Below are 20,237 nucleotides of genomic sequence, written 5' to 3'. Positions count from 1 at the left end.
GCTGCTCCGATCGACGGCCCGGGCTAGGGCAGCGCGCTGCTCACGCCGTCCACGATCATCATCCACATGGGCTGGCCGCCGGTGCCGAAGGCCGACGCCAGGGCGTAGCCGACCGCTGCGTCGAGCGGCCGGGTCTCGGCGTCCTCCCGCCACTCCGCGATGACCAGCTCGTCGCCGTCCGAGGAGAAGTCGCCGATGTGCGCGCCGTCGCGGGTCAGCCGGCTGCTGGGGACCGAGTCCGGGACCAGGCGGTAGCCCACTCCCTCGAACTCCACGTCCACCCGGTACGAACGCCTGCTCAGGGCGCCCTTGGCCGGCTTCAGCTCCGCTTCCCGGCCGTCGATCCGCAGCGTGAGGAAGGCGGGGTCGCGGGTGCCGATGGCGGTCTGCGGGTCCACTTCCGACCCGGGGTCCCGCTCCAGGACCACGTGGGGGATCCCCTCGCCCTCGACCTCCAGGCGGTCCTGGCCGTCCTGGAGGACGGTGATCCCGCCGAAGCGGGTGTCCTCGATGGGGGTCGGGTTCCGGTCTGGGTCGTTCATGCGTCAGGTCCTTCGGTGCGGGTGGGACCGGCGGTTGATCGCCGGTGGTCCGGCGGCCGGGTGGAGGTTGTCCCGATCCGGAAGAACCGACGATCGCGGTGATCGCGCCGGCGGGCGCGGTGGAACTGGTCCCCTTCACGGTAGGCGTACGGCCCCGGTAGGCGAACTCCAGCCCCTCCACCGCCACTTCCGGCGGCGGGCCGGAGGGCCGTGGTCCCGGAAACCGGGGACAGGGTGGGCCCGCCCAGGTCGAACAGGTGGAGCGGGAAGCCGATCAGCGCGGCGAGACCCCGCGACCCGGTGGCGGCGAGTGCCCCGCCGAAGCCGATGACGGCGAGGAACGAGACATCCCGGTCTCCTCACCGGAGGGAGGCGTGTACGCGAGCTGCTGCCCGCGGCCGGTGCCATTGATGCACCGCGCCCGGCCCCTGACAACCGCCCGGGCCCGCACGTCACGCGTCCGGGCGACGGTCGATCGGGGGGCGGGGTCAGGGAGAGGTGAGGACGACCATGCGCTGGGTGGCCCGGGTCATGGCCACGTAGCGGTTCACGGCGCCTTCGACGCCCTCGCCGAAGGCGGCCGGGTCGATGAGGACGACCAGGTCGAATTCGAGTCCCTTCGAGAGTTCCGGGGTCAGTGAGCGGACGCGGGAGCTCGCCGGGAGGGTGCCCCCGTCGAGGTCCCCGGTGGTGATGACGCAGGCGACCCCCTCGGCGTGTCCGGCGAGCCACCCGTCGAGGACCTCGCGCAGGGCGGTGACCGGGCCGTGGGCGACGGGGATGCCGCTCCTGCGGACGGAGGACGGCACGTTGGAGTCCGGGAGCGCGGCGCGGATGACCGGCTCGGCTTCCGCCATGATCTCCTCCGGGGTGCGGTAGTTGACGCTCAGGGAGGCCGACTCGATCCGGTCGAGGCCGACCCGCTCCAGGCGTTCGCGCCACGACTCCGTGAACCCGTGCCGGTCCTGGGCGCGGTCCCCGACGATCGTGAAGCTCCGGGAGGGGCAGCGGACCAGCAGCATCTGCCATTCGGCGTCGGTCAGTTCCTGGGCCTCGTCCACGACGACGTGCGCGAACGGACCGGCGAGCGGCTCGGGGTCGACGGCGGGCAGGGCGCTCTCGTCGATGAGGCTGTCCTGGAGGTCCCGGCCGCGCAGCATCGTCACCGCGCCCTCCCCGTCGTCGTCGGCGGCGAGGACGTTGTCGATGACCCCGGCCAGGCGTTCGCGCTGGGCGGCGACGGAGGCGTCGTGCCGGCGCTTGCGCAGGGACGCCCCCGGGTCGCCGAGGCGTCGGCGCGCCGCGTCCAGGAGCGGCAGGTCGGACACCGTCCAGGCACGGGCGTCGGCGCGACGCAGCGTGCGGACGTCGTCCGGGCCGAGCCAGGGGGCGCACAGCCGCAGGTAGGCGGGGACCGACCAGAGGTCCCCGACGAGGTCGGCCGCGTCGAGCATCGGCCACGCGCGGTCGAGGGTCCCGACCAGTTCCTCGTCCCGCAGGAGCGACCCGCGCAGCGCCTCGTGCGGGACCTCGCCGCCGAGCCTGTCGCCCAGGATCGTGACCAGTTCCTCCAGGATCAGCTCGCGGGCCTCGTTGTGCGGGGTGCCGCGTCCGGCGTCGAACGCGTCGGCCCAGTCGTCGGCGGTCAGCCGTAGGTCGGCCCAGTCGGTGGTGACCGTCATCCCCTCGGAGGGCGGCTCCTCGTAGAACGCGACGGCCGTCCCGATCGCCTTCACCATGTCCGCGGACGCCTTCAGGCGGGCCGTGTCCGGGTCGGTCTCGGCCCCGGCGCCGGCGCCCTCCTCGACGAGGTCGCGCAGGGTACAGGTCCGCACGCCCTCCTCGCCGAGGCTGGGCAGGACGTCTTCCACGTAGGCCAGGTAGGGGCGGTGCGGACCGACGAACAGCACGCCGCCGCGGCGGCGGCCGAGCCGCGGGTCGGAGTAGAGGAGGTGGGCGGTCCGGTGCAGGGCGACGACGGTCTTGCCCGTGCCCGGACCGCCGTCGACGACGAGGGCGCCGCGGGAGCCGGCCCGGATGATGGCGTCCTGGTCGGCCTGGATGGTGGTGAGGACGTCCCGCATCCGGGCGGAGCGGTTGCCGCCGAGACTTGCGATGAAGGCCGACTGGTCGTCGAGCGCGGCACGCCCTTCGAGCCCGTCGGCGGTGAAGACCTCGTCCCAGTAGTCGCCGATCCGGCCGCGGGTCCAGCGGTACCTGCGCCGGCTGGCGAGGCCCATCGGGTTGGCGTGGGTCGCGGCGAAGAACGGCTCGGCCGCGGGCGAGCGCCAGTCGAGGAGCAGGCGGCGGCCGGAGCTGTCGGTGAGGCCGAGCCGCCCGATGTAGACGGGTTCGGAGCCGTCCGCGCCGACGACGTGTCCCAGGCACAGGTCCCGGCCGAAGCGACGCAGGGTGCGCAGGCGGCCCGTGAGGCGGTGGATCTCCGTGTCCCGCTCCATCGCCTCCCGGCCCGCGCCTCCGGGTGCCTTGCGCAACGTGGCGAGGCGGTCGGAGAGTTCGGCGATCGCCTCGTCGAGCGTCTCCGTGACGGCCGCGAAGTGCTGCTCGTCGCCGGCGGTCAACGCCGGGTCGGCCTTGGCGGCGAGGTGCTCGGGAAGGTCGAACGCACTGGTGGTCGCGCTGGTGGCCGCACTGAGGGTCAGGGGGTGCATGCTCTCCTGTTTCGCTGTTCCGGCCGGTCGTGGCCTGGCCCGCGATTCTGACCCGGCACCGGGGCCTTGCCACAAGCCCCCCGGTGCGCTATACGTTGAGAGAGGCGGGGAGTTGGTGTCTTCCGCGCCCTCACACGTCGATGGCTCCCCGGTAGCGGCCGGGTCGAGGAATTCGGCTTCTTCCCAGCGGCAGCGCCGGCCCACCCGGACAGCCCCCTCCCGCCACGCCCTGACGCACGGACGGGGCCCCACCGCCGCGTGCCGGTGGGGCCCCGTCCGTGTGCGGTGCGGGAGCGGCTCAGCTGTCGGAGTAGCTGAAGTCGCCGACGGTCCAGGCGCCGACGTCCTCGATCGCGACGCGGTACATGCCGCCCGTCTCGGGGATGCCCACGGTGCCCTGGAGGATGCGGGCGACGTGGAAGTGCAGATGGGTGGGTGGGCCGTCCGTGGCCGTGGGACCCGCGGGACCCGTGAAGGCGGCGGAGAACTCGGTCAGCCGGGCCGAGTCCGTCAGGACCTCCGCCACGCGCTGCCTCCAGACGGCTTCGGGGGCCAGCCGGCCGGTGATGACGCCACCCCCGGTGACCACGGTCAGGGACATCTGATTGCTCTGCGCGGACTCCACCAGGGCGGCGATGTCCACGAGCAGCTGGTCGGGCTTCGACATGGAAGCCGATTCTATTCACCGACCCCGCGCCGTACGGTGCCGAATCCGGACGGAGCCACCACCCGGTGGGCGCAACCCGGCGTGCGACCGCGGCCCGGGGGGCCGTCAATGGACGCGAGAGGCGTCGCGCCTCCCCCGTCCCAGGGAGGGGCCATGAGTCTGCCGTCCGAGCCGCCCACGCCCCCGCCCACACCCCCGCCCACACCTCCGGCCCCGGGCCCGGCTCCCGCTCCACCCCCGCCGTCGCGCGGGTGGCGGATCGCCGCCAGCACCGCTTCCGCCGTGCTGATCACACTCGCCTGCCTCCTCGTACCGGTGTCCCTCCTGACCGTCTGGGTGCACGACATCGTGCTGGACACCAACCGCTACGTGTCCACGGTCGCCCCGCTGGCCTCGGACCCCGCGATCGAGGCCGCCGCCGTCCACCGCATCACGGAGGCGGCCGACGTACGGATCGACGGCTCCCAGGTCACCGCGGACCTGGCCAAGTGGCTGGAGTCCCAGGGCCTGCCGCCGCGCGTCGGAACGGCGGTCAAGGCGCTGGGGCCCCAGCTGGACTCGGCGGCCGACCAGGCCGTCACCAAGGTGGCGAGCCGCTTCGTGTCGAGCCAGGCGTTCGACACGGTCTGGACCCAGGCCAACCGGGTCGCCCACCAGTCCGTCGTGCGCGCGCTGACGGGCAAGGGCCGCGGCGCGATCGGCGTCGACGGCGGCACCGTCACCCTCGACGTGGGCCAGGCCGTCGAGACGGTCAAGCAGGACCTCGTGAAGGCGGGGCTCTCCCCGGCCGAGAAGATCCCCGACGTCAACAAGCAGATGGTGCTCTTCCACTCGGACAAGCTGCAGAAGATCCGGGGCGGAGTCCGGCTCCTCGACATCGCCGGCAACTGGCTTCCCGTGATCACCGTGGTCCTCGCGGCGGCCGGGGTGCTGCTCGCCCGGCGCCGCCGCCGGGCCCTGGTGGTCATGGCGCTGTGCGGGGCGGGAGCCTGCCTGCTCGTCGCCATCGGGCTGGTCGTCGCCCGCCGCTACTACCTCGACCACCTCCCGGAGCAGGTCCAGTCCCGGGACGCCGCCGCGGCCGTCTTCGACACGCTGGTGCGGTTCCTGCGGGTCAGCCTGCGGACCGCGCTCGTCCTCGGGATCGTCATCGCGCTCGGCGCCTACCTGTCCGGCGCCGGCCGGCTGCCGCGGGCCGTCCGCGGCGGGGCCGAGCGCAAGGCCGACTCCACCGTGCGCTGGGGCGCCGCCCACGGGGTGACGACGGGCGGCGCGGGCGGCTGGGTGGAGGCCCGGCGGCGCCCGCTCACCGTGGGCGTGCTGATCGTGCTGGCGCTGGTGTTCGCGCTGTGGAACCACCCGACGGTGCTCACGGTCCTGCTGCTGGTGCTCATCCTGCTGGTCGCCCTCGCCGTGCTCGCGCTGCTCTCGGCGGGCGGCCGCGCCGGGAACGGAGCGGGGACAGGGCCCGCGACCGGGGCCGGGCCCGACGGGCGGGATCCGGGTACCGGGAGCCCCGGGCACGGGGACCGGTAACCGTACGCCGTCACTCCGCGGCCGGCTCCGACGCCTTCGTCGGGGCCGGCCGCGGCGGGGTGCCCAGCCAGCGGGCGAACGGGGGCTCGTGCGCGGCCACGTAGCCGACGGCGATGGCGAGGGTGATCACGACGAACAGCGTGATCAGCCAGGACAGCACGACGAAGACCGACCCGAGGCCGCCGAACTCCTGCAGGCTGCGGTTCAGGGCGTGGGGCATGTAGACCCGTGACGCCACGGTCAGCACCTGTTCCCCCGCCCCCGCCAGCAGGGCCCCCGGAAGCAGCGGAAGCCACGGGATCCGGGCTCCGAGCAGCAGGTGCTGGGTCCACCACCACAGCAGCGTGCCGGCCACCACCGCCAGGATGAAACCGGTGACCGCGCCGGTGCCGAAGGCGTTCTGCATCGGCCCCTGGAACAGCAGCGCGGCGAGCCAGACGGTGAGCCAGGCGATCCAGCGCCAGGCCGCGACGGCGGCCTTGGCCTTGGGCAGGTGCCAGCAGCGCTCGCAGGTCCGCTGGAGGGCGCGGCTGCAGGCGGTGGCCGATGCCAGCGTCACGATGATGCCCACCGCGCCGGTGGTCGTGGCGGTCGTGGAGTCCTTGGCGGAGTAGACCGAGAGGACCTGGTCCAGGGCCGCGTCCTGCAGGCCCATGGCCGCGCGGAGGGAGTGCGCCAGCTGGTCCTGCATCCAGTCCGGGCCGATGGTGCCGATGACGAAGAGGGCGGGCAGCCCGCCGAGGAAGGCCTGTGCGGCCAGCCGGGTGGCGCAGTCCAGCACCCTGACGGCCGCGAGCTGTTCGATCAGCCGGGTGAGCACCGGGGTGTGCCTGCGCATCCAGCCGGGGATGGCGAACCGCCGGGGCACGGCTTCCGGTTCGGACACGGAGGACTCCTCGGGGGGCGCGGGAGCACCACCATGCCCGAGAACCATGGCGAAATCGGAGATGTCACGCATTTCGCCGACACGCCGCCGCCCGGTGGGGGCCTCCTCGGAAACGGGGGCCCCACCGGGCGGGCGGGTGTCACCGGGTCAGCACTTGAGCCCGGTCGAGGCGTTGGCCGCCGCCTGGTCGAGGCTCTGGATCTGCGGCTGGAGCTGGGTGAGCGCGTCCTTGCCGGTGGTGTCGCCGGGCAGGTCCTGGTAGCCCTTCTTGAGGCCCTCGGCGGCCGACTTCACGGCGTCCTGCTCCGACTGCTTCATCTTCTTCGTGTTGCTCTTGACGTTCTCCCAGTCCTTCTGGACCGCGTCGACGGCGCTCTGCACCTGGTCCTTGGTCGCCACGGCGGGGTTCAGGGCCTTCAGCTTGGCGTTGTCGGCCTTGAGGGCGTTCAGGTCGGTGCAGAGGTCCGCGGCCGCCTGGGTGGCCTCCTCGGCCGGCGAGCTGCTGTTGTCGGAGCAGGCCGCGAGACCGAACGCCGCGGTGACGCAGAGCACGCCGATCACGGGGAAACGCTTCATGGGTGAGGCCTTCCTCAAAGGGGGCAGATCCACGCAGTCACGACCTATGACCACAAACCACAAAATAAACACATCCGCCACCTTCTGCATCCGCACCCTCACCCGCCGCGAGCAGCCGCTGGAGGACGGGAGCGGCCCCTCCGGTCGCCCGGCCCGGTGATCAGCGCCCCGAGCGCCTCGCGCGGATCGGCCCGGGGCCGGTCCCGGGCGGCCGAGCAGGACCGGGCCCGACGGCTCAGACCAGCGACGGGTTGAGGCGGGCGAAGCCCTCCTGGCGCTCGTAGGGGTAGTACGGGTACGGGGCCGGACGGTGGCTCGCGGCGTCGAGCCGGGCCACCTGGTCCGGCGTCAGCTCCCAGCCGACGGCGCCGATGTTCTGGCGGAGCTGCTCCTCGTTGCGGGCGCCCACGATGACGGAGGAGACGGTGGGCCGGCGCAGCAGCCAGTTGATGGCCACCTGCGGGATCGTCCGGCCGGTCTCCTGCGCGATGGCGTCGAGGGCGTCGACCACGTCGTAGAGGTGCTCGTCCTCCACCGGCGGGCCGTAGTCGGCGGTCCGGTGCAGGCGGCTGCCTTCCGGCAGGGGGAGGCCGCGGCGCAGCCCGCCGGTGAGCCGGCCCCAGCCGAGGGGGCTCCACACCATCGCGCCGACGCCCTGGTCGTGGCCCAGCGGCATCAGCTCCCACTCGTAGTCGCGGCCGACGAGGGAGTAGTAGACCTGGTGGGCGGCGTAGCGGGGGAATCCGTGCCGCTCGGCGGCCGCGAGGGACTTCATCAGCTGCCAGCCCGCGAAGTTGGAGACGCCGACGTGGCGGATCTTCCCGGCCCGCACGAGCCCGTCGAGGGCGCCGAGCACCTCCTCGACGGGGGTGGCGGCGTCGAAGGCGTGCAGCTGGAAGAGGTCGATGTGGTCGGTGTCCAGGCGGCGCAGGGCGTCCTCGGTCACGCGGACCAGGCGGGAGCCGGAGGTGCCCGCGTCGCCTGGGCCGTCACCCATGGGCAGGCCGGCCTTGGTGGACAGCAGCACCCGGTCCCGGCGGCCCTTGACCGCCCGGCCGAGCACCTCCTCTGAGGCGCCGGCGGAGTAGACGTCGGCCGTGTCGAACAGGGTGATGCCCACCTCCAGGCAGATGTCCACGAGGCGGCGGGCCTCCCGCGCGCCCGTCGTGCCCCACGCGCCGAAGACAGGCCCCCGGCCTCCGAAGGTTCCCGCTCCGAAGCTCAGGGCGGGGACCTTGAGACCGGACGTGCCCAGCTGCCTGTATTCCATGACGCATCCCCCGACCCCAAAAGCGGTAATGGCACCGCAGACCCTTTAAGGTGATCCCAACGTAACAGGAGATCGCCACTAATGGAACGGGAGCCCCGTTATGGAGTTTTCTGATGAGGCCGCCCCCACGGCGGGGGACCCGGCGGAGCCGGGGACCGTCCGGCCCGGCGGGCGTACGGCGCGGGTGCGCGCGGCGGTGCTCCGGGCGGCCGGCGACACCCTCGCCGAACAGGGCTTCCACCGGCTGGACCTGGCCGAGATCGCCCGTCGCGCCGACGTGGGGAAGACCACCGTGTACCGGCGCTGGGGCACGGTGGCCGGGCTGGTCGCGGACCTGCTGACGGACATGGCCGAGCAGTCGACGCCGCGCACCGAGACGGGATCGCTGACCGAGGACCTGCTCGCCAACGCCGAGCTCGTCCGGCGCACCCTGACCGATCCGCGTCAGGGGGCCCTGTTCAAGGCCGTGATCGCCGCCGCCACGGGCGACGCGCGCACGGCCGAGGCCCTGCACCGCTTCTACGAGGTCCGGGTCGCGCAATGGGCGCCCTGCGTGCGGCAGGCCGTCGAGCGGGGGGAGCTGCCGGAGGGGACCGACGCCGCCGAGGTGGTCCGCGCCGTGTCCGCGCCGCTGTACTACCGCTTCCTCACCACCGGGCAGCCCCTGGACGGGGCCGCGGCCGGGCGCGCGGCACGGGCGGCCGTCGCCGCGGCCCGCGCGGGGGCCTTCGTACGGGAACCGGAGCACGGCTGACCCGAGCCCGGGGCCCGGGCCAGCGGGGGCGGGGGCGGATGCGGGGGTGGGGCGGGGCCCCGGCGCCTCAGGTGCGGTCGATGAACACGCTGGTGGACTTCACCCGGGCGGTGGCCCGCATGCCGACCTCCAGGCCCAGCTCCTCGACCGCCTCCCGGGTCAGCAGGGACACCACCCGGTGCGGGCCCGCCTGGACCTCCACCTGCGCCCCGACCGAGCCCAGCTTGATGGCGGTCACGATGCCGGGGAAGGCGTTGCGCGCCGACGTGTGCGGGGTGTCCTCGTCCTCCGCGGCCTCCTGGGCGACCTCGACGCAGAACGCCGCCAGGTCGGGCCCGTCGACGATCCTGCGGTTCCCCTCGCGCCGGGTGGGGAACCGGTCGGCGTCCGCCCAGCGACGGGCGGTGTCACTGCTGACGCCGAGCAGCCGCGCTGCCTGGCCGATCGTGTACGACTCCATGAGGGCAGCCTAGTGCTGTGGCCGGGAAGGTTCGCCGGGCGCCGCGACCCGGTGGACCTTCCCGGTCACAGCACTGGGTCAGTCCCGTGTCCTCAGGCCGCGAGCAGGGCGTCGGCGATGGCGGTGCGGGCGTAGAGCACCGAGCGGCCCGCGCGGTGCGCCGTTACCAGGCCCGCGTTGCGCAGTGCCGTCAGGTGCTGGGAGACCCCCGCGGCGGACAGGCCGCAGTGGCGGGCCAGCTGGGTGGTGGACGCCGGACTGTCCAGCTCCGCCAGCAGCAGCGCGCGGGAACGGCCCAGTACGCCGGCCACCGCGTCGGCGGAGGAGGCGGGGCGGGGCTCCCACAGGGTGCCGACGCCCCGGGCCGGATAGGCCAGCTGGGGCGGGTCCGGGGCCACCGACCGGGTCAGGACGCGGGGCCAGGCGAAGGCCGTCGGCACCAGCAGCAGCCCCGGTCCCGACCGCTCACGGGTCAGCCCGCACTCGCAGCGCAGCAGGTGCAGGGTGCCCTCGTCCCAGTGGACCGATTCGTGCAGCTCGTTGAGGACGGCGGCGGACCCGTGCTCGGCGACCTGGCGGGCCCGGTGGAAGACGTCCGCCTCCAGCAGCTGGCGGATCCGCGCCCAGTAGGGCGCCAGGGCGAGTTCCCAGTACGTCTCGATCTCCGCCGTGACCTTCTCCAGCGCCGCCCGGGGCTCCTCCAGGAGCAGCCGCAGCCGGGGTGAGGGGCCGGGTCCCGGGCCGCCCGGACGGGTGCGCAGCAGGTCCTCGACATCGGCCAGGACCTGCTCGGGACGGCTGGCGCGGATGGCCGCCAACTCGGCGTCGAGGGTGGGGAAGGGACCGTCCGGGGTCGGGTTGAGGAAGTCCGCGAGGTAGCCGCGCGCCGGGATCAGCTCGTCCAGCCAGCCGCCCCGCAGACCCGCGCACCGCATCCGGGGCCGCACCTGCGCCGCCCAGCGCCGGTGCAGGGACCGCCCGGCCGGATCCTTCAGCAGCCGGAAGCTGGTGACGACCTCCCACATCGGGGAGACCGCGAAGCGCGTCCGGGCCAGATCCGCCGCCGAGAAGGTCAGCCCCGTCGCCATGTCCCCGCCCCCGCAGCCCAGTTGGATTCGGTCTGAGCTTAATCAGTGGGCCCGCCGGGCACGGGGCCGCAGGCTCCTCTCATGCTCTGCGCCTTCCGGTGCGGACGGCGCCGGCCGACGTGCCGGACTCCGCGGCGGGCGCCGCGCGGGAGGGGACGCACGAGACCGGCGCGGGCCGCGTACGGGGGGCCACAGGGGAGCCCCCCGCACGCGGCCCGCGGCCTGCGGAAGATCCATACGGGTATCAGCCCTTTGGAGCGGGTATATCCCTCAGGACGGTCGCGACCGCGCAAGACGACGGCCTCCCCGGAGGGGAGCCCCCGTGAGAGGAGCGCAGAGCGATGAACCGCACCGATCTCACCGACCTCGACCTCACCGACCACGGCGATCACACCGGTGTCGCCACCGGCGAGGCCAAGGCGCTCTCGGTCTCCCTGTTCCACAGGCTGGCCGAGCTCGAAGAGGGCACCGCGGAGTACTCGTACGTCCGCAACACCCTCGTCGAGCTGAACCTGAGCCTGGTGAAGTTCGCCGCCCGCAGGTTCCGCGGACGCAGCGAGCCGATGGACGACATCGTCCAGGTCGGCACGATCGGCCTGATCAAGGCCATCAACCGGTTCGACCCTGAGCGCGGGGTGGAGTTCACCACCTTCGCGATGCCCACGATCAGCGGGGAGATCAAGCGGTTCTTCCGCGACACCAGCTGGGCGGTGAAGGTCCCCCGCAGGCTCCAGGAGCTGAGGATCGACACGGCGAAGGCCCACGACGCCCTCGAACAGGGCCTCGGCCGCGAGCCCACCGACGCCGAGCTGGCACGGAAGCTGCACGTCACGCCGGAGGAGTTCGGCGAGGGCCGCAAGGCCGCCTGCGCCTACTCCGCGCGCTCACTGGACGCCCCGGCCCAGGACGACCCGGAGCACGACCCGCAGACCGAGCGCTCCTCGCTGGGCGCGGAGGAGCCCGCGTACGACCTGATCGAGTTCCTGGAGTCCCTCAAGCCGATGCTGGCGGGGCTGCCGGAGCGGGAGCGGACACTGCTGGCGCTGCGGTTCGGGCAGGAGCTGACCCAGTCCGAGATCGGGGAGCGGCTGGGGCTGTCCCAGATGCACGTGTCCCGGCTGCTGCACCGCACCCTGACGTGGCTGCGCTGCGGCCTCCTCACCGACGGGCCCGACGGGGCCGGCGGGGCCACGGGGGCCCCTGGGTCAGCCGAGGCCCCCGAGGGACCCCGGGCCGCTCCCCGGGCCGCTCCCGGAGCCGCCGACGCCGCCTGAACCGGGCCGCCGCCCCGCCTACGCGCCCGGCCCTGCCAGAGGCCCTGCCAGAGGCCCTGCCAGAGGCCCTGCCGGGTCCCCGGCGGGGGCCGGGGCCGCAGGGCCCGGGACCTCCAGCCACACCGTCTTGCCCGGCGGCGACGGTACGCAGCCCCACCCCCGGGCGAGCCGTTGCAGCAGGATCAGGCCGTGCCCGCCCGGCCGCGCCCGGTCCGGCGGCCGCGGGGCCGGCGGTTCGGGGCTGTCGTCGGTGACCTCCACGCGCAGCAGGCCGGGGGCGTGCCGCAGGACCAGCTCGCGCGGGCCGCCCGCGTGCAGGCAGGCGTTGGTCACCACCTCGGAGACCAGCAGGAGCACGTCCTCCTCGGCCTCGGCGCCGGCGGGCCAGTGCCAGTCGGCGAGGGCACGCCGGGTGAAGTCCCGGCAGCGGGTCACGACACCCGCCGTGCCACCGCCCAGGACCAGCTTCCGCGTCTGCTCGGCCACAGGCTCTCCCGTCTCCGCCGCCCGTCCCCCGGCGCCGCACCTACCCCCGGGGGCGACGGACAAATCCCACCACGCGGTGGCCGGATCCCCCATGCACGACGGGGCCCCGTTCGGTGGCCCCCGCTGTCGCGGGGGCCACCGAACGGGGCCCCACCATGAGTTTTCCGCCGTTCTCCCCCGTGGAGCGGCCGGTGACGGCGACGCTACGACGAGGGCGGGAACCCGTCGAGCGGCGCGGCCCCCGTCCGTCAAGTCACCCCTCGGCCACGCCTCGGCGGAGGCACCCCCGGGTCCACATCCTGGACAACTACCCTCGATATATGAACGCAGAAGCCGCCGACGCCCTCGCCGCCGTGAAAGACGCCGACCGGAAGCACGTTTTCCATTCCTGGTCGGCGCAGGAGCTCATCGACCCGCTGGCCGTCGCCGGCGCCGAGGGCTCGTACTTCTGGGACTACGAGGGCAACCGTTTCCTCGATTTTTCGAGTGCGCTCGTCTACACGAACATCGGGTACCAGCACCCCAAGGTCGCGGCCGCGATCGCGGAGCAGTCCGCCCGGCTGTGCACGGTCGCGCCCGGTTTCGCCGTCGACGTCCGCTCCGAGGCCGCCCGGCTGATCGCCGAGCGCACCCCCGGGGACCTGGACAAGATCTTCTTCACGAACGCGGGCGCCGAGGCGGTCGAGAACGCCGTCCGGATGGCCCGGCTGCACACCGGCCGGCCCAAGGTGATGTCCACGTACCGCTCGTACCACGGCGCGACCTCCACCGCGATCAACCTCACCGGTGACGCCCGCCGCTTCGGCAACGACACCGCCACCGCCGGCGTCGTGCACTTCTGGGGCCCGTTCCTCTACCGCTCGCCCTTCCACGCCACCACCGAGGCCGAGGAGTGCGAGCGCGCCCTGCGCCACCTGGAGGACACGATCGTCTTCGAGGGCCCGCAGTCCATCGCCGCGATCATCCTGGAGACCGTCGGCGGCGCCCCGGGCGTGCTCGTGCCCCCGGCCGGCTACCTGGCGGGCGTGCGGGCGCTCTGCGACCGCTACGGGATCGTCTTCATCCTCGACGAGGTCATGGTCGGCTTCGGGCGCACCGGCACCTGGTTCGCCGCCGACCACTGGGACGTCACCCCCGACCTGATCTGCTTCGCCAAGGGCATCACCAGCGGCTACGTGCCGCTCGGCGGGGTCGCCATCTCCGCCGCGATCGCCGAGACCTTCGCCCGCCGCCCCTACCCGGGCGGGCTGACGTACTCCGGGCACGTGCTGGCCTGCGCCGCCGCCGTCGCGACGATCAACACGATGGAGGAGGAGGACATCGTCGGGCGGTCCGCCCGCACCGGAGCCGAACTGCTGGGACCGGGCCTGCGCGAGATCGCCGGGCGCCACCCCTCGGTCGGCGAGGTCCGCGGACTGGGCACCTTCTGGGCACTGGAACTCGTACGGGACGCGGACACCCGCGAGCCGCTCGTCCCGTACAACGCCTCCGGCGCCGACAACGCACCCATGGCGGCCTTCGGGGCGGCCCTGAAGAAGGGCGGTCTGTGGCCGCTCCTCGCCGGGAACCGGATGCACGTCGCCCCGCCCTGCAACGTCTCCGCCGAGGACGTGGCCAAGGGCCTGGCCGTCCTCGACGAGGCCCTCTCGGTCGCCGACGCGCACATGGCCTGACCTGCTGTTCTGTACGGTCGCCCAATCCGTGGGTGCTGGTGTTCGGATGATCCGTGCGGTGGTCAACCCCCCGTACACATGCTGCAATCCGTGCAGTACCACTCAGCACCTACGGACCGGGATGCACGTCAGTCCCGGGGCGGCCCCCAGGGGCCGAACGGCGGGGAGCGGCACGTCTTCGGTCGGGACGCGCGCTGGACGCCGGGCGTACGGGATCCAGACCAATCGGACTCCGTGTTCCCGAGTACCCGAAGGAAGACAGCATGAGCAAGCACGTCCTGGCCCAGAACCAGTACGGCAAGGCCGAGAACCGCATCGTGAAGGTGACCCGCAAGGGCAGCGACGGTTCCTGGCACGAGATCCGCGACCTCAACGTCTCGGTCGCGCTCCGCGGTGAGTTCCGCGACGTCCACCTGACCGGCGACAACGCCAACTGCCTGCCGACGGACACCACCAAGAACACGGTGTACGCCTTCGGCAAGGAGCACGGCATCGCCTCCCCCGAGGCCTTCGGCATCCACCTCGCCAAGCACTTCGTCTCCTCCCAGCAGCCGATCCGCGAGGCGCAGATCCGCATCGAGGAGTTCGCCTGGGAGCGGATCCCGGTCCCGACGCGCAAGGAGCAGCACTCCTTCGTCCGCAAGGGCCAGGAGGTGCGCACCGCGCAGATCACCTACAGCGAGACCACCGGTCTCCAGGTCATCTCCGGCCTGAAGGACCTGACGGTGATGAACTCGACCAACTCCGAGTTCCACGGGTACATCAAGGACAAGTACACGACCCTCAAGGAAGCGTACGACCGCATCCTCGCGACCAAGGTCACCTCCCGCTGGGCGCACTCGGCGCTGGCCGCCGACGACGCGGACTTCGACTGGGACGGGTCGTACAAGAAGGTCCGCAAGCACATGCTCGAAGCCTTCGCGGAGACCTACTCGTACTCGCTCCAGCAGACCCTGAACCAGATGGCCGAGCGCGTCCTCGACAACTGCCCCAAGGTCAACGAGGTGCGCCTCAACCTCCCCAACAAGCACCACTTCCTCGTCGACCTGGAGCCCTTCGGGCTGAAGAACGACAACGAGGTGTACTTCGCGGCGGACCGGCCGTACGGCCTGATCGAGGGCACCATCCACCGCGACGGCGTGCAGCCGGTGATCGCCACGTCCGACTGGATCGTCGCGTAACACCACTGCCCCGCAGCACCGTTCGGCCCGGACCGCGTCGCGGGGTCCGGGCCGTCGTGCTGTTCACTCCCCGGCCGGGCGGCCCACCAGGAGGTTCCAGCGGCCGGAGCGGCCGCTGAGGGTGGTCACGGTCCGCGGCCGCACGTCGAGCCGCCAGAAGGCCCGCTCCGGCAGCTCCAGGGCCCACACCACCGCGGCCCGTACGACGGCCTGCCCGACCACCGCGTCGTGCGGACCGGGCGGCAGCGCGGCCAGGTGCGCCCCGGTCCGGGCGATCAGCGCGGCCACGGACTCCCCGCCGCCCGGGGGCGCGTACGTCGGATCGGTGAGCCAGGCGCGGATCCCCTGCGGGTCCTCGGCGGCGACCTCCTCCAGGGTCCGGCCCGCCCAGTCCCCGGTGGCCGGGCCGGCCAGACCGGCGTGGCCGGGGCACGGGTCCCCGTACCCGAACCGGCCCTGACGGGCGGCGGAGTCGAGCGGGGGCGTGGTCAGGTGCAGCCGTACGGGTGGATTCGGCGGGACCGGGGGTGTCGTCTCGGGCATGTGAGGGAGCGTAGAGCGCGCGCCCACGGCGTGAGACGGCGGACATGCGCCGTGGTGTTCAGGCCACGGGCGCGGTACGGTCTCGGACGACATGACGAAGGTATGACGGAAGTACCGGTGAAATTCCGGCACGGTCGCGCCACTGTGAGTCCTCCCGCAGCAGTGCGGGCAGGGAAGTCAGACCCGCCACCTTCGTCAAGAGCACCACTGACCGGGACGCGTGTTCCCCCTGGAGGTCCTGCCATGGCCCACTCCGCCGTGCCCACGTCGGCGCCCGTAGCCGTCACGCCCCTGTCCCTGAAGGAACTGGCCCCCTGGGCGCTGTTCGTCGGCGTCCTCATGCTGGTCCTGCTGTACCTCGTCGGCGCCGAACAGGGTGCCACCGCGGTCTTCCAGGGCGACACCATCCACGAGTGGATGCACGACGGCCGTCACCTGCTCGGTTTCCCCTGCCACTGACCGGCTGATCCCCGGTCCACGCGCCGCCGGGAACTCCCCCGCGCGCGGCGCCGGTACGGCTCCGCGCAGGGCCCGTCCCCTGCGTGACTCCGCGGGACACGCACCCGCGGAGCGCCGTACGGCCCACGCGTCGCTTCCGCCTGCCCTGTGGACCCCGGAGATCCCCCGCTCCCCCCTCTCCGCCCCAGCAAGGGAAACCGACGCATGAACCGCATCTCCCCACGTGTCCTGCTGATCCGGGGCATGCTGGCCGGCCTGCTCGCCGGCGTGGCCGCCTTCCTCGTCGCGTACGTCCTCGGCGAGTCCAAGGTGGACGCCGCCATCGCCATCGAGGAAGCAGCCTCCGCCGGGCACGACCACGCCGAGGACGCCCCGGTCAGCCGCGCCCTGCAGGCCACGGCCGGCCTCGGCACGGGCACCCTCCTCTACGGCGTCGCGCTCGGCGGCATCGCCGCGCTCGTCTTCTGCTACGCCCTGGGCCGGCTCGGCCGCTTCGGCCCGCGGGCCACCGCCGCGCTGGTCTCCGGGGGCCTGTTCCTCACCGTGAACCTGGTCCCGTTCCTCAAGTACCCGGCCAACCCGCCGGCCGTGGGCGACCCCGACACGGTCGTGCGGCGGACCACCCTGTTCGTCCTGATGATCGCCCTGAGCATGCTGCTCGCGGCGGGTGCCCTGATCCTGGGGCGGCGTCTGGCCCCCTCCCTGGGCAACTGGAACGCCTCGATCGCCGCCTCGCTGTCCTTCGTCGTGGCGGTGGGCATCGCCTACGCCCTGCTCCCCGGCATCAACGAGGTGCCGGCCGACTTCCCGGCCGCGCTGATCTGGCAGTTCCGCCTCGCCTCGCTGGGTATCCAGGTGGCCCTGTGGACGACTTTCGGCCTGGCCTTCGGATTTCTAGCCGAACGCGCTATTGCCCCGGCCGCCGCACCCCAGGAGGCTGTACAGCCGATGAGTTGAGCACGACACGCCTGTTGCGGGTGTGGAAGGTGGGAGCCGGGACATGCCGACCGCGATCTGGTATTGGCGGGGCTGGACCGGCGCCGCACCCTTCTGGCTGAACTCCTTACTCCTGGTCCTGGCCCCGTTCACGGCCGCGACCCTGCTCGCGCAGATCGGGGTCATCACCGCACTGGCCGCCCTGGGCGGACTGGCCCGCCAACTCTGGTTCGGGGACTACGGCCACCCCGCGATCCACCTCGCCGCCGCCCTCATGGGGGCGGCGGCGGTCGCGTTCGTGGTGATCTGAGCGCCTTGCCCGCCCCGGCCCGGGACCCCGTGAACCCCCTGGCGACAATGGGAGTTCGAACGGAGCGGGGAGCTGGTGTGGCGTCAGGGCGGGACGTACCCGAGGAATATCTGACCGGGTACGCGGGGATCCTCGCGGACGTCCGGACCACCGGACGCCGCCCCGGCCCCGAGGCACTCGCCGCCCGGCGGGCCCTCGGCGCGCGGGCCGCCGCCGCCGGGTACGGGCTGCGCACCCTCGTCGGCGCCCATCTCGCCGCCACCCGGGCCGCACTCGAAGGGCACGGCGCCCCGGACCCCGTGCTGGCGGCGGCGGAGCAGGCCGTGGACGCCTTCGCCGAGGGCTACGAGCGGGCCCGGCACCTGCTGGTGCGCCGCGAGGAGGCCGCCCGCCGGGAGTACGTCGACGACCTGCTGCTCGGCCGGGGAGACCCCTGCCGCCTCGCCGAACGGGCTTCGCGCTTCGGACCGTCCCCGTCGCCCGCGTACACGGTGGCCGTCGCGCGCGGCCCGCAGCCCTGCGAGGACGCGGGCCCGGCCGCCCGCCGCGTGGAAGCGGCCCTGACCGGGCGGTTCGGGGACGGCGCCGCCCTCCTCGCCACCAAGGGCGGCCTGCTGGTCTGCGTGGCCCCGGGCGACCGGGACGAGGTGCCGGTCCACTTCGCGCGGCAGGCGTGCGCGGCGCTCCCGGGCGCGGGGCTCGTCGCGATCGGGCGCCCGCGTCCGGGCACCGGCGGGATCGCGGCCTCGTACGAGGAGGCCCGCGACGCCCTCGGCCTCGCGGACCGGCTCGGCTTCGAGGGACCCGTACTGCGCGCCGCCGACCTGCTGGTGTTCCCGCTGCTGACCCGGGACCGGGCCGCCCTGGCCGACCTGGTGCTGAGCGTGCTCGGGCCGCTGCGGGCCGGACGGGGCGGGGCCGGGCCGCTGCTGGAAACCCTGGCGGCGTACTTCGACTCCGGGTGCGTGGCCGCGGAGTCGGCCCGGCGGCTGGGCCTGAGCGTGCGGGCACTGACCTACCGGCTGGAGCGGATCCACCGGATGACCGGCCACGACCCCGGGGATCCCGTGCAGCGGTACACCCTGCAGACGGCAGCGATCGGGGCCCGGCTGCTGGACTGGCCCGCGCACCCCCTGCCGCCGGACGCGGGCGCGGACCCGGACGCCGCGTCAGGGGCGTGAACGCGCCGCCCTGCAGGGCGGCGCGGGGCGGGGGCCGTCGCACCGCCGGGTCCGCCCTCACCCGTTCGGGCGCACGGCGTCGACCCACCGGGAGCGCACCCGGCGCACCGCCCCGAGCTGCGAAGACACCGGCGCACGGCCACGACACGCCGGTGACGAACCGTCACTTCCGGGCGTGCCCGTGCGGTGCCGGGCGCCCGGGAGCGGTCCACTGCTCACAGGAACCGGCCGCCCGAGCCGGCCCGGGAGGAACGCCATGGCCCGCGCCCAGTGGATCGTCGCCGCGCTGACGGTCACTCTGATCTGCACCGGAGTGGGCCTGTTGCGCGGCAGTCAGGGCGCGGAGTCCGCCACCACCGGCACCGCCGACGCGCTGCCCTCCCGGGCGCTGGGTCTGTCCGGACACCGGCGGCTCGTGCGCGGGCTCGAACACTCCGGGGCGCACGGTCCGGGCACCGGGCCCCGGGGGGTGTCCGCCGCACCGCTGCGCGCCTCGCGCCCGCTGCGGCTGCGCATCCCCAGCCTGGGGGTGGACCTCCCGCTGGCGCGGGGCCCGCAGAACGCCGAGGGCGTGGCCGGCTGGGACCCCGAGGGCCCGGTGCCCGGCAGCGCGGGCACCGCCGTGGTCAGCGGGGACGGGCTGCCGCTCGCCGAGCTGCGGCGGGGGCGCACCATCGAGATCCCGCGCGCGGACCACCGTACGGCCGTGTTCACCGTCGAACGGATCTCGCCCGGCGTGGTCGGTGGCTCCGCCGACCGGCCCGGGCGGGCCCGGCTGCGGCTGATCAGCGGGGAGACCACGGTCCTGGCGCGGCTGACCGGGCCGCTGCGCACCCGCTGAGCGCGGGGTCCCGGTGGGGCGGTGGCGGACGTCAGCCGAGGGGGGTGTCTTCGTCCCCCGGTCGGGGGCTTCTGGGGCCCGGCGGGGGAGCCGCCCGGTGCGCCGGGGCATGGAGGGCGTCATGAGCGGTGCGCGGTACGCGCGGACGGTGGCGGCGCGGGCCCTGACGGTGGCCTGCGTCGCGCTGCTGTGCCTGTTCGGCGCCGGTCCGGCGGCCGGTACGGCCTCCGCCCTGGCCGCGGACTCCCGTTCGGCCTCCTCCGCCCCCGCCGAGCCCACCGAAGGGCAGTCGGACGGGGCAGCGGACTCCGACGCCCGCGCGGCCGTACGGACGGCGGTGCGTACGACGCCCGCCGTCCGGCGGCTGCCGGGGATGTTTCACGTGAAACACGTGTGCGATGCGGCCCGGCCGCCGCACGCGGCCCGGGGCGGGGAGACGGCACCGGCAGGATCCCCGCGGACGGTTCGGAGCGTGGTCCTGCGCTGCTGAGCGGACCGAGCAGCAGCGCGTCCCCCACACTCCCGAACCACCGTGAGGTTCCGCCATGCCCATCGACCCGTACGCCGCCCTGAACGCCATGCTCCGCGCCGAGGCCGCCCGCCACTCCCCGCCGGTCCGCCCGACCCCGGAACGGCCGGCATCCGCGCCGCGGCCGGCCGGCCCCGAGGCGGTGGTCGCGACCGCGACCACGGCCACGTCCGCGGGCCGGGAGGAGGAGCCGGAGGCGGGAGCGAGGCCGGGCCCGGCCTCCCCGGCCGCCTAGCCATCGGGGAGGCCACCGCATGGAGCGGGGGGGGGGGGGGGGGGGGGGGGGGGGGGGGGGGGGGGGCGGGGGGGGGGGCGGGGGGGGTGGGGGGGTTGTGGGGGGTGGGGGGTGGGCGGGGGGTCCCGGTCGGGTGGG

22 protein-coding genes are annotated in these 20,237 nt (G+C 74.1%); 12 read left to right on the top strand and 10 right to left on the bottom strand.

The genetic code is table 11. The features are described from left to right. Window positions 1-23 precede the first annotated feature (23 nt). From ACEPPI_RS26205 to ACEPPI_RS26195, 3 genes are all read right to left on the bottom strand, one after another. Window positions 24-542, bottom strand: a complete 519-nt coding sequence (locus tag ACEPPI_RS26205) for a hypothetical protein (protein ID WP_373917714.1) — start codon at window positions 540-542, stop codon at window positions 24-26. A 488-nt stretch (window positions 543-1,030) separates the two neighbouring features. Beyond that, complete coding sequence (helR, locus tag ACEPPI_RS26200) at window positions 1,031-3,214, bottom strand: RNA polymerase recycling motor ATPase HelR (RefSeq protein WP_373917713.1); 2,184 nt, start codon at window positions 3,212-3,214, stop codon at window positions 1,031-1,033. A 298-nt stretch (window positions 3,215-3,512) separates the two neighbouring features. After that, window positions 3,513-3,881, bottom strand: coding sequence for a hypothetical protein (locus ACEPPI_RS26195; protein ID WP_356210917.1), 369 nt, complete (start codon window positions 3,879-3,881; stop codon window positions 3,513-3,515). Between the two features lie 282 nt (window positions 3,882-4,163). On the opposite strand from ACEPPI_RS26195, the gene ACEPPI_RS26190 reads away from it, so the two are divergent. Then, window positions 4,164-5,417, top strand: a complete 1,254-nt coding sequence (locus tag ACEPPI_RS26190; RefSeq protein WP_373917712.1) for a hypothetical protein — start codon at window positions 4,164-4,166, stop codon at window positions 5,415-5,417. A gap of 10 nt (window positions 5,418-5,427) precedes the next feature. Here ACEPPI_RS26190 and ACEPPI_RS26185 read toward each other — a convergent pair whose 3' ends face one another. The 3 genes from ACEPPI_RS26185 to ACEPPI_RS26175 all read right to left on the bottom strand — a co-directional run bounded on the left by ACEPPI_RS26185 (window position 5,428) and on the right by ACEPPI_RS26175 (window position 8,149). Continuing rightward, complete coding sequence (locus ACEPPI_RS26185) at window positions 5,428-6,303, bottom strand: ribonuclease BN (protein WP_373917711.1); 876 nt, start codon at window positions 6,301-6,303, stop codon at window positions 5,428-5,430. Between the two features lie 147 nt (window positions 6,304-6,450). Further along, window positions 6,451-6,879 (bottom strand): hypothetical protein, encoded by a 429-nt coding sequence (locus ACEPPI_RS26180; RefSeq protein ID WP_373917710.1) that lies wholly within the window; start codon window positions 6,877-6,879, stop codon window positions 6,451-6,453. A 235-nt stretch (window positions 6,880-7,114) separates the two neighbouring features. Next, window positions 7,115-8,149: an aldo/keto reductase gene (locus ACEPPI_RS26175; protein ID WP_373917709.1), complete on the bottom strand. Its 1,035-nt coding sequence runs from the start codon at window positions 8,147-8,149 to the stop codon at window positions 7,115-7,117. Between the two features lie 100 nt (window positions 8,150-8,249). Here ACEPPI_RS26175 and ACEPPI_RS26170 point away from each other — a divergent pair, with 100 nt between their 5' ends. Beyond that, on the top strand, window positions 8,250-8,903 hold the full coding sequence (locus ACEPPI_RS26170; protein ID WP_373917708.1) for a TetR/AcrR family transcriptional regulator: 654 nt from the start codon (window positions 8,250-8,252) through the stop codon (window positions 8,901-8,903). A gap of 67 nt (window positions 8,904-8,970) precedes the next feature. On the opposite strand, the gene ACEPPI_RS26165 is transcribed toward ACEPPI_RS26170, so the two are convergent. Both ACEPPI_RS26165 and ACEPPI_RS26160 read right to left on the bottom strand, forming a co-directional pair. Further along, window positions 8,971-9,363, bottom strand: a complete 393-nt coding sequence (locus ACEPPI_RS26165) for a molybdopterin-binding protein (RefSeq protein WP_373917707.1) — start codon at window positions 9,361-9,363, stop codon at window positions 8,971-8,973. 92 nt (window positions 9,364-9,455) lie between these two features. Further along, window positions 9,456-10,451, bottom strand: coding sequence for a DUF5937 family protein (locus tag ACEPPI_RS26160; RefSeq protein ID WP_373917706.1), 996 nt, complete (start codon window positions 10,449-10,451; stop codon window positions 9,456-9,458). A 341-nt stretch (window positions 10,452-10,792) separates the two neighbouring features. Between ACEPPI_RS26160 and ACEPPI_RS26155 the strand changes: the two genes are divergently transcribed. Then, window positions 10,793-11,725: a SigB/SigF/SigG family RNA polymerase sigma factor gene (locus ACEPPI_RS26155; protein WP_373917705.1), complete on the top strand. Its 933-nt coding sequence runs from the start codon at window positions 10,793-10,795 to the stop codon at window positions 11,723-11,725. Window positions 11,726-11,743: 18 nt separating this feature from the next. Here ACEPPI_RS26155 and ACEPPI_RS26150 read toward each other — a convergent pair whose 3' ends face one another. After that, complete coding sequence (locus ACEPPI_RS26150) at window positions 11,744-12,211, bottom strand: ATP-binding protein (protein ID WP_373917704.1); 468 nt, start codon at window positions 12,209-12,211, stop codon at window positions 11,744-11,746. A gap of 320 nt (window positions 12,212-12,531) precedes the next feature. On the opposite strand from ACEPPI_RS26150, the gene ACEPPI_RS26145 reads away from it, so the two are divergent. After that, window positions 12,532-13,884 carry an aspartate aminotransferase family protein gene (locus ACEPPI_RS26145; RefSeq protein ID WP_373917703.1) on the top strand — a complete coding sequence of 451 codons (1,353 nt, stop codon included), beginning with the start codon at window positions 12,532-12,534 and terminating at the stop codon, window positions 13,882-13,884. Window positions 13,885-14,147: 263 nt separating this feature from the next. Further along, window positions 14,148-15,065, top strand: coding sequence for a factor-independent urate hydroxylase (pucL, locus tag ACEPPI_RS26140; RefSeq protein WP_373917702.1), 918 nt, complete (start codon window positions 14,148-14,150; stop codon window positions 15,063-15,065). A gap of 63 nt (window positions 15,066-15,128) precedes the next feature. Here the strand turns inward: pucL and ACEPPI_RS26135 are convergent, their stop codons facing one another. Then, window positions 15,129-15,608 (bottom strand): histidine phosphatase family protein, encoded by a 480-nt coding sequence (locus ACEPPI_RS26135; protein ID WP_373917701.1) that lies wholly within the window; start codon window positions 15,606-15,608, stop codon window positions 15,129-15,131. Window positions 15,609-15,851: 243 nt separating this feature from the next. Here ACEPPI_RS26135 and ACEPPI_RS26130 point away from each other — a divergent pair, with 243 nt between their 5' ends. The 7 genes from ACEPPI_RS26130 (at window position 15,852) to ACEPPI_RS26100 (ending at window position 20,099) form a co-directional block, all read left to right on the top strand. Beyond that, entirely contained in the window at window positions 15,852-16,067 is a 216-nt protein-coding gene (locus ACEPPI_RS26130; protein WP_266840147.1) for a CbtB-domain containing protein, read from the top strand. Window positions 16,068-16,271: 204 nt separating this feature from the next. Then, entirely contained in the window at window positions 16,272-17,024 is a 753-nt protein-coding gene (locus tag ACEPPI_RS26125) for a CbtA family protein (RefSeq protein ID WP_373917700.1), read from the top strand. Between the two features lie 43 nt (window positions 17,025-17,067). Next, window positions 17,068-17,313, top strand: a complete 246-nt coding sequence (locus ACEPPI_RS26120) for a hypothetical protein (protein WP_373917699.1) — start codon at window positions 17,068-17,070, stop codon at window positions 17,311-17,313. 77 nt (window positions 17,314-17,390) lie between these two features. Next, on the top strand, window positions 17,391-18,494 hold the full coding sequence (locus ACEPPI_RS26115) for a PucR family transcriptional regulator (protein ID WP_373917698.1): 1,104 nt from the start codon (window positions 17,391-17,393) through the stop codon (window positions 18,492-18,494). A gap of 256 nt (window positions 18,495-18,750) precedes the next feature. Continuing rightward, window positions 18,751-19,335 carry a hypothetical protein gene (locus tag ACEPPI_RS26110; protein ID WP_373917697.1) on the top strand — a complete coding sequence of 195 codons (585 nt, stop codon included), beginning with the start codon at window positions 18,751-18,753 and terminating at the stop codon, window positions 19,333-19,335. Window positions 19,336-19,456: 121 nt separating this feature from the next. Then, the gene (locus tag ACEPPI_RS26105) at window positions 19,457-19,825 is read left to right on the top strand and encodes a hypothetical protein (protein WP_373917696.1); all 369 of its coding nucleotides are present in this window, start codon (window positions 19,457-19,459) and stop codon (window positions 19,823-19,825) included. A gap of 55 nt (window positions 19,826-19,880) precedes the next feature. Next, entirely contained in the window at window positions 19,881-20,099 is a 219-nt protein-coding gene (locus tag ACEPPI_RS26100; protein WP_373917695.1) for a hypothetical protein, read from the top strand. Window positions 20,100-20,237: the final 138 nt, after the last annotated feature.

Origin of the sequence: Streptomyces sp. AB3(2024), from assembly GCF_041862025.1 — a bacterium.
Taxonomy (GTDB): domain Bacteria; phylum Actinomycetota; class Actinomycetes; order Streptomycetales; family Streptomycetaceae; genus Streptomyces.
Note: the sequence above shows the minus strand (reverse complement) of the source record. Positions and strands in the feature narration are given on the sequence as shown.

Coding starts and splice junctions, on each gene's coding strand:
- ACEPPI_RS26205 (WP_373917714.1), bottom strand. CDS start 542: ATGAACGACCCAGACCGGAACCCGACCCCCATCGAGGACACCCGCTTC.
- helR (WP_373917713.1), bottom strand. CDS start 3,214: ATGCACCCCCTGACCCTCAGTGCGGCCACCAGCGCGACCACCAGTGCG.
- ACEPPI_RS26195 (WP_356210917.1), bottom strand. CDS start 3,881: ATGTCGAAGCCCGACCAGCTGCTCGTGGACATCGCCGCCCTGGTGGAG.
- ACEPPI_RS26180 (WP_373917710.1), bottom strand. CDS start 6,879: ATGAAGCGTTTCCCCGTGATCGGCGTGCTCTGCGTCACCGCGGCGTTC.
- ACEPPI_RS26175 (WP_373917709.1), bottom strand. CDS start 8,149: ATGGAATACAGGCAGCTGGGCACGTCCGGTCTCAAGGTCCCCGCCCTG.
- ACEPPI_RS26170 (WP_373917708.1), top strand. CDS start 8,250: ATGGAGTTTTCTGATGAGGCCGCCCCCACGGCGGGGGACCCGGCGGAG.
- ACEPPI_RS26165 (WP_373917707.1), bottom strand. CDS start 9,363: ATGGAGTCGTACACGATCGGCCAGGCAGCGCGGCTGCTCGGCGTCAGC.
- ACEPPI_RS26160 (WP_373917706.1), bottom strand. CDS start 10,451: ATGGCGACGGGGCTGACCTTCTCGGCGGCGGATCTGGCCCGGACGCGC.
- ACEPPI_RS26155 (WP_373917705.1), top strand. CDS start 10,793: ATGAACCGCACCGATCTCACCGACCTCGACCTCACCGACCACGGCGAT.
- ACEPPI_RS26145 (WP_373917703.1), top strand. CDS start 12,532: ATGAACGCAGAAGCCGCCGACGCCCTCGCCGCCGTGAAAGACGCCGAC.
- pucL (WP_373917702.1), top strand. CDS start 14,148: ATGAGCAAGCACGTCCTGGCCCAGAACCAGTACGGCAAGGCCGAGAAC.
- ACEPPI_RS26135 (WP_373917701.1), bottom strand. CDS start 15,608: ATGCCCGAGACGACACCCCCGGTCCCGCCGAATCCACCCGTACGGCTG.
- ACEPPI_RS26130 (WP_266840147.1), top strand. CDS start 15,852: ATGGCCCACTCCGCCGTGCCCACGTCGGCGCCCGTAGCCGTCACGCCC.
- ACEPPI_RS26125 (WP_373917700.1), top strand. CDS start 16,272: ATGAACCGCATCTCCCCACGTGTCCTGCTGATCCGGGGCATGCTGGCC.
- ACEPPI_RS26120 (WP_373917699.1), top strand. CDS start 17,068: ATGCCGACCGCGATCTGGTATTGGCGGGGCTGGACCGGCGCCGCACCC.
- ACEPPI_RS26110 (WP_373917697.1), top strand. CDS start 18,751: ATGGCCCGCGCCCAGTGGATCGTCGCCGCGCTGACGGTCACTCTGATC.
- ACEPPI_RS26105 (WP_373917696.1), top strand. CDS start 19,457: ATGAGCGGTGCGCGGTACGCGCGGACGGTGGCGGCGCGGGCCCTGACG.
- ACEPPI_RS26100 (WP_373917695.1), top strand. CDS start 19,881: ATGCCCATCGACCCGTACGCCGCCCTGAACGCCATGCTCCGCGCCGAG.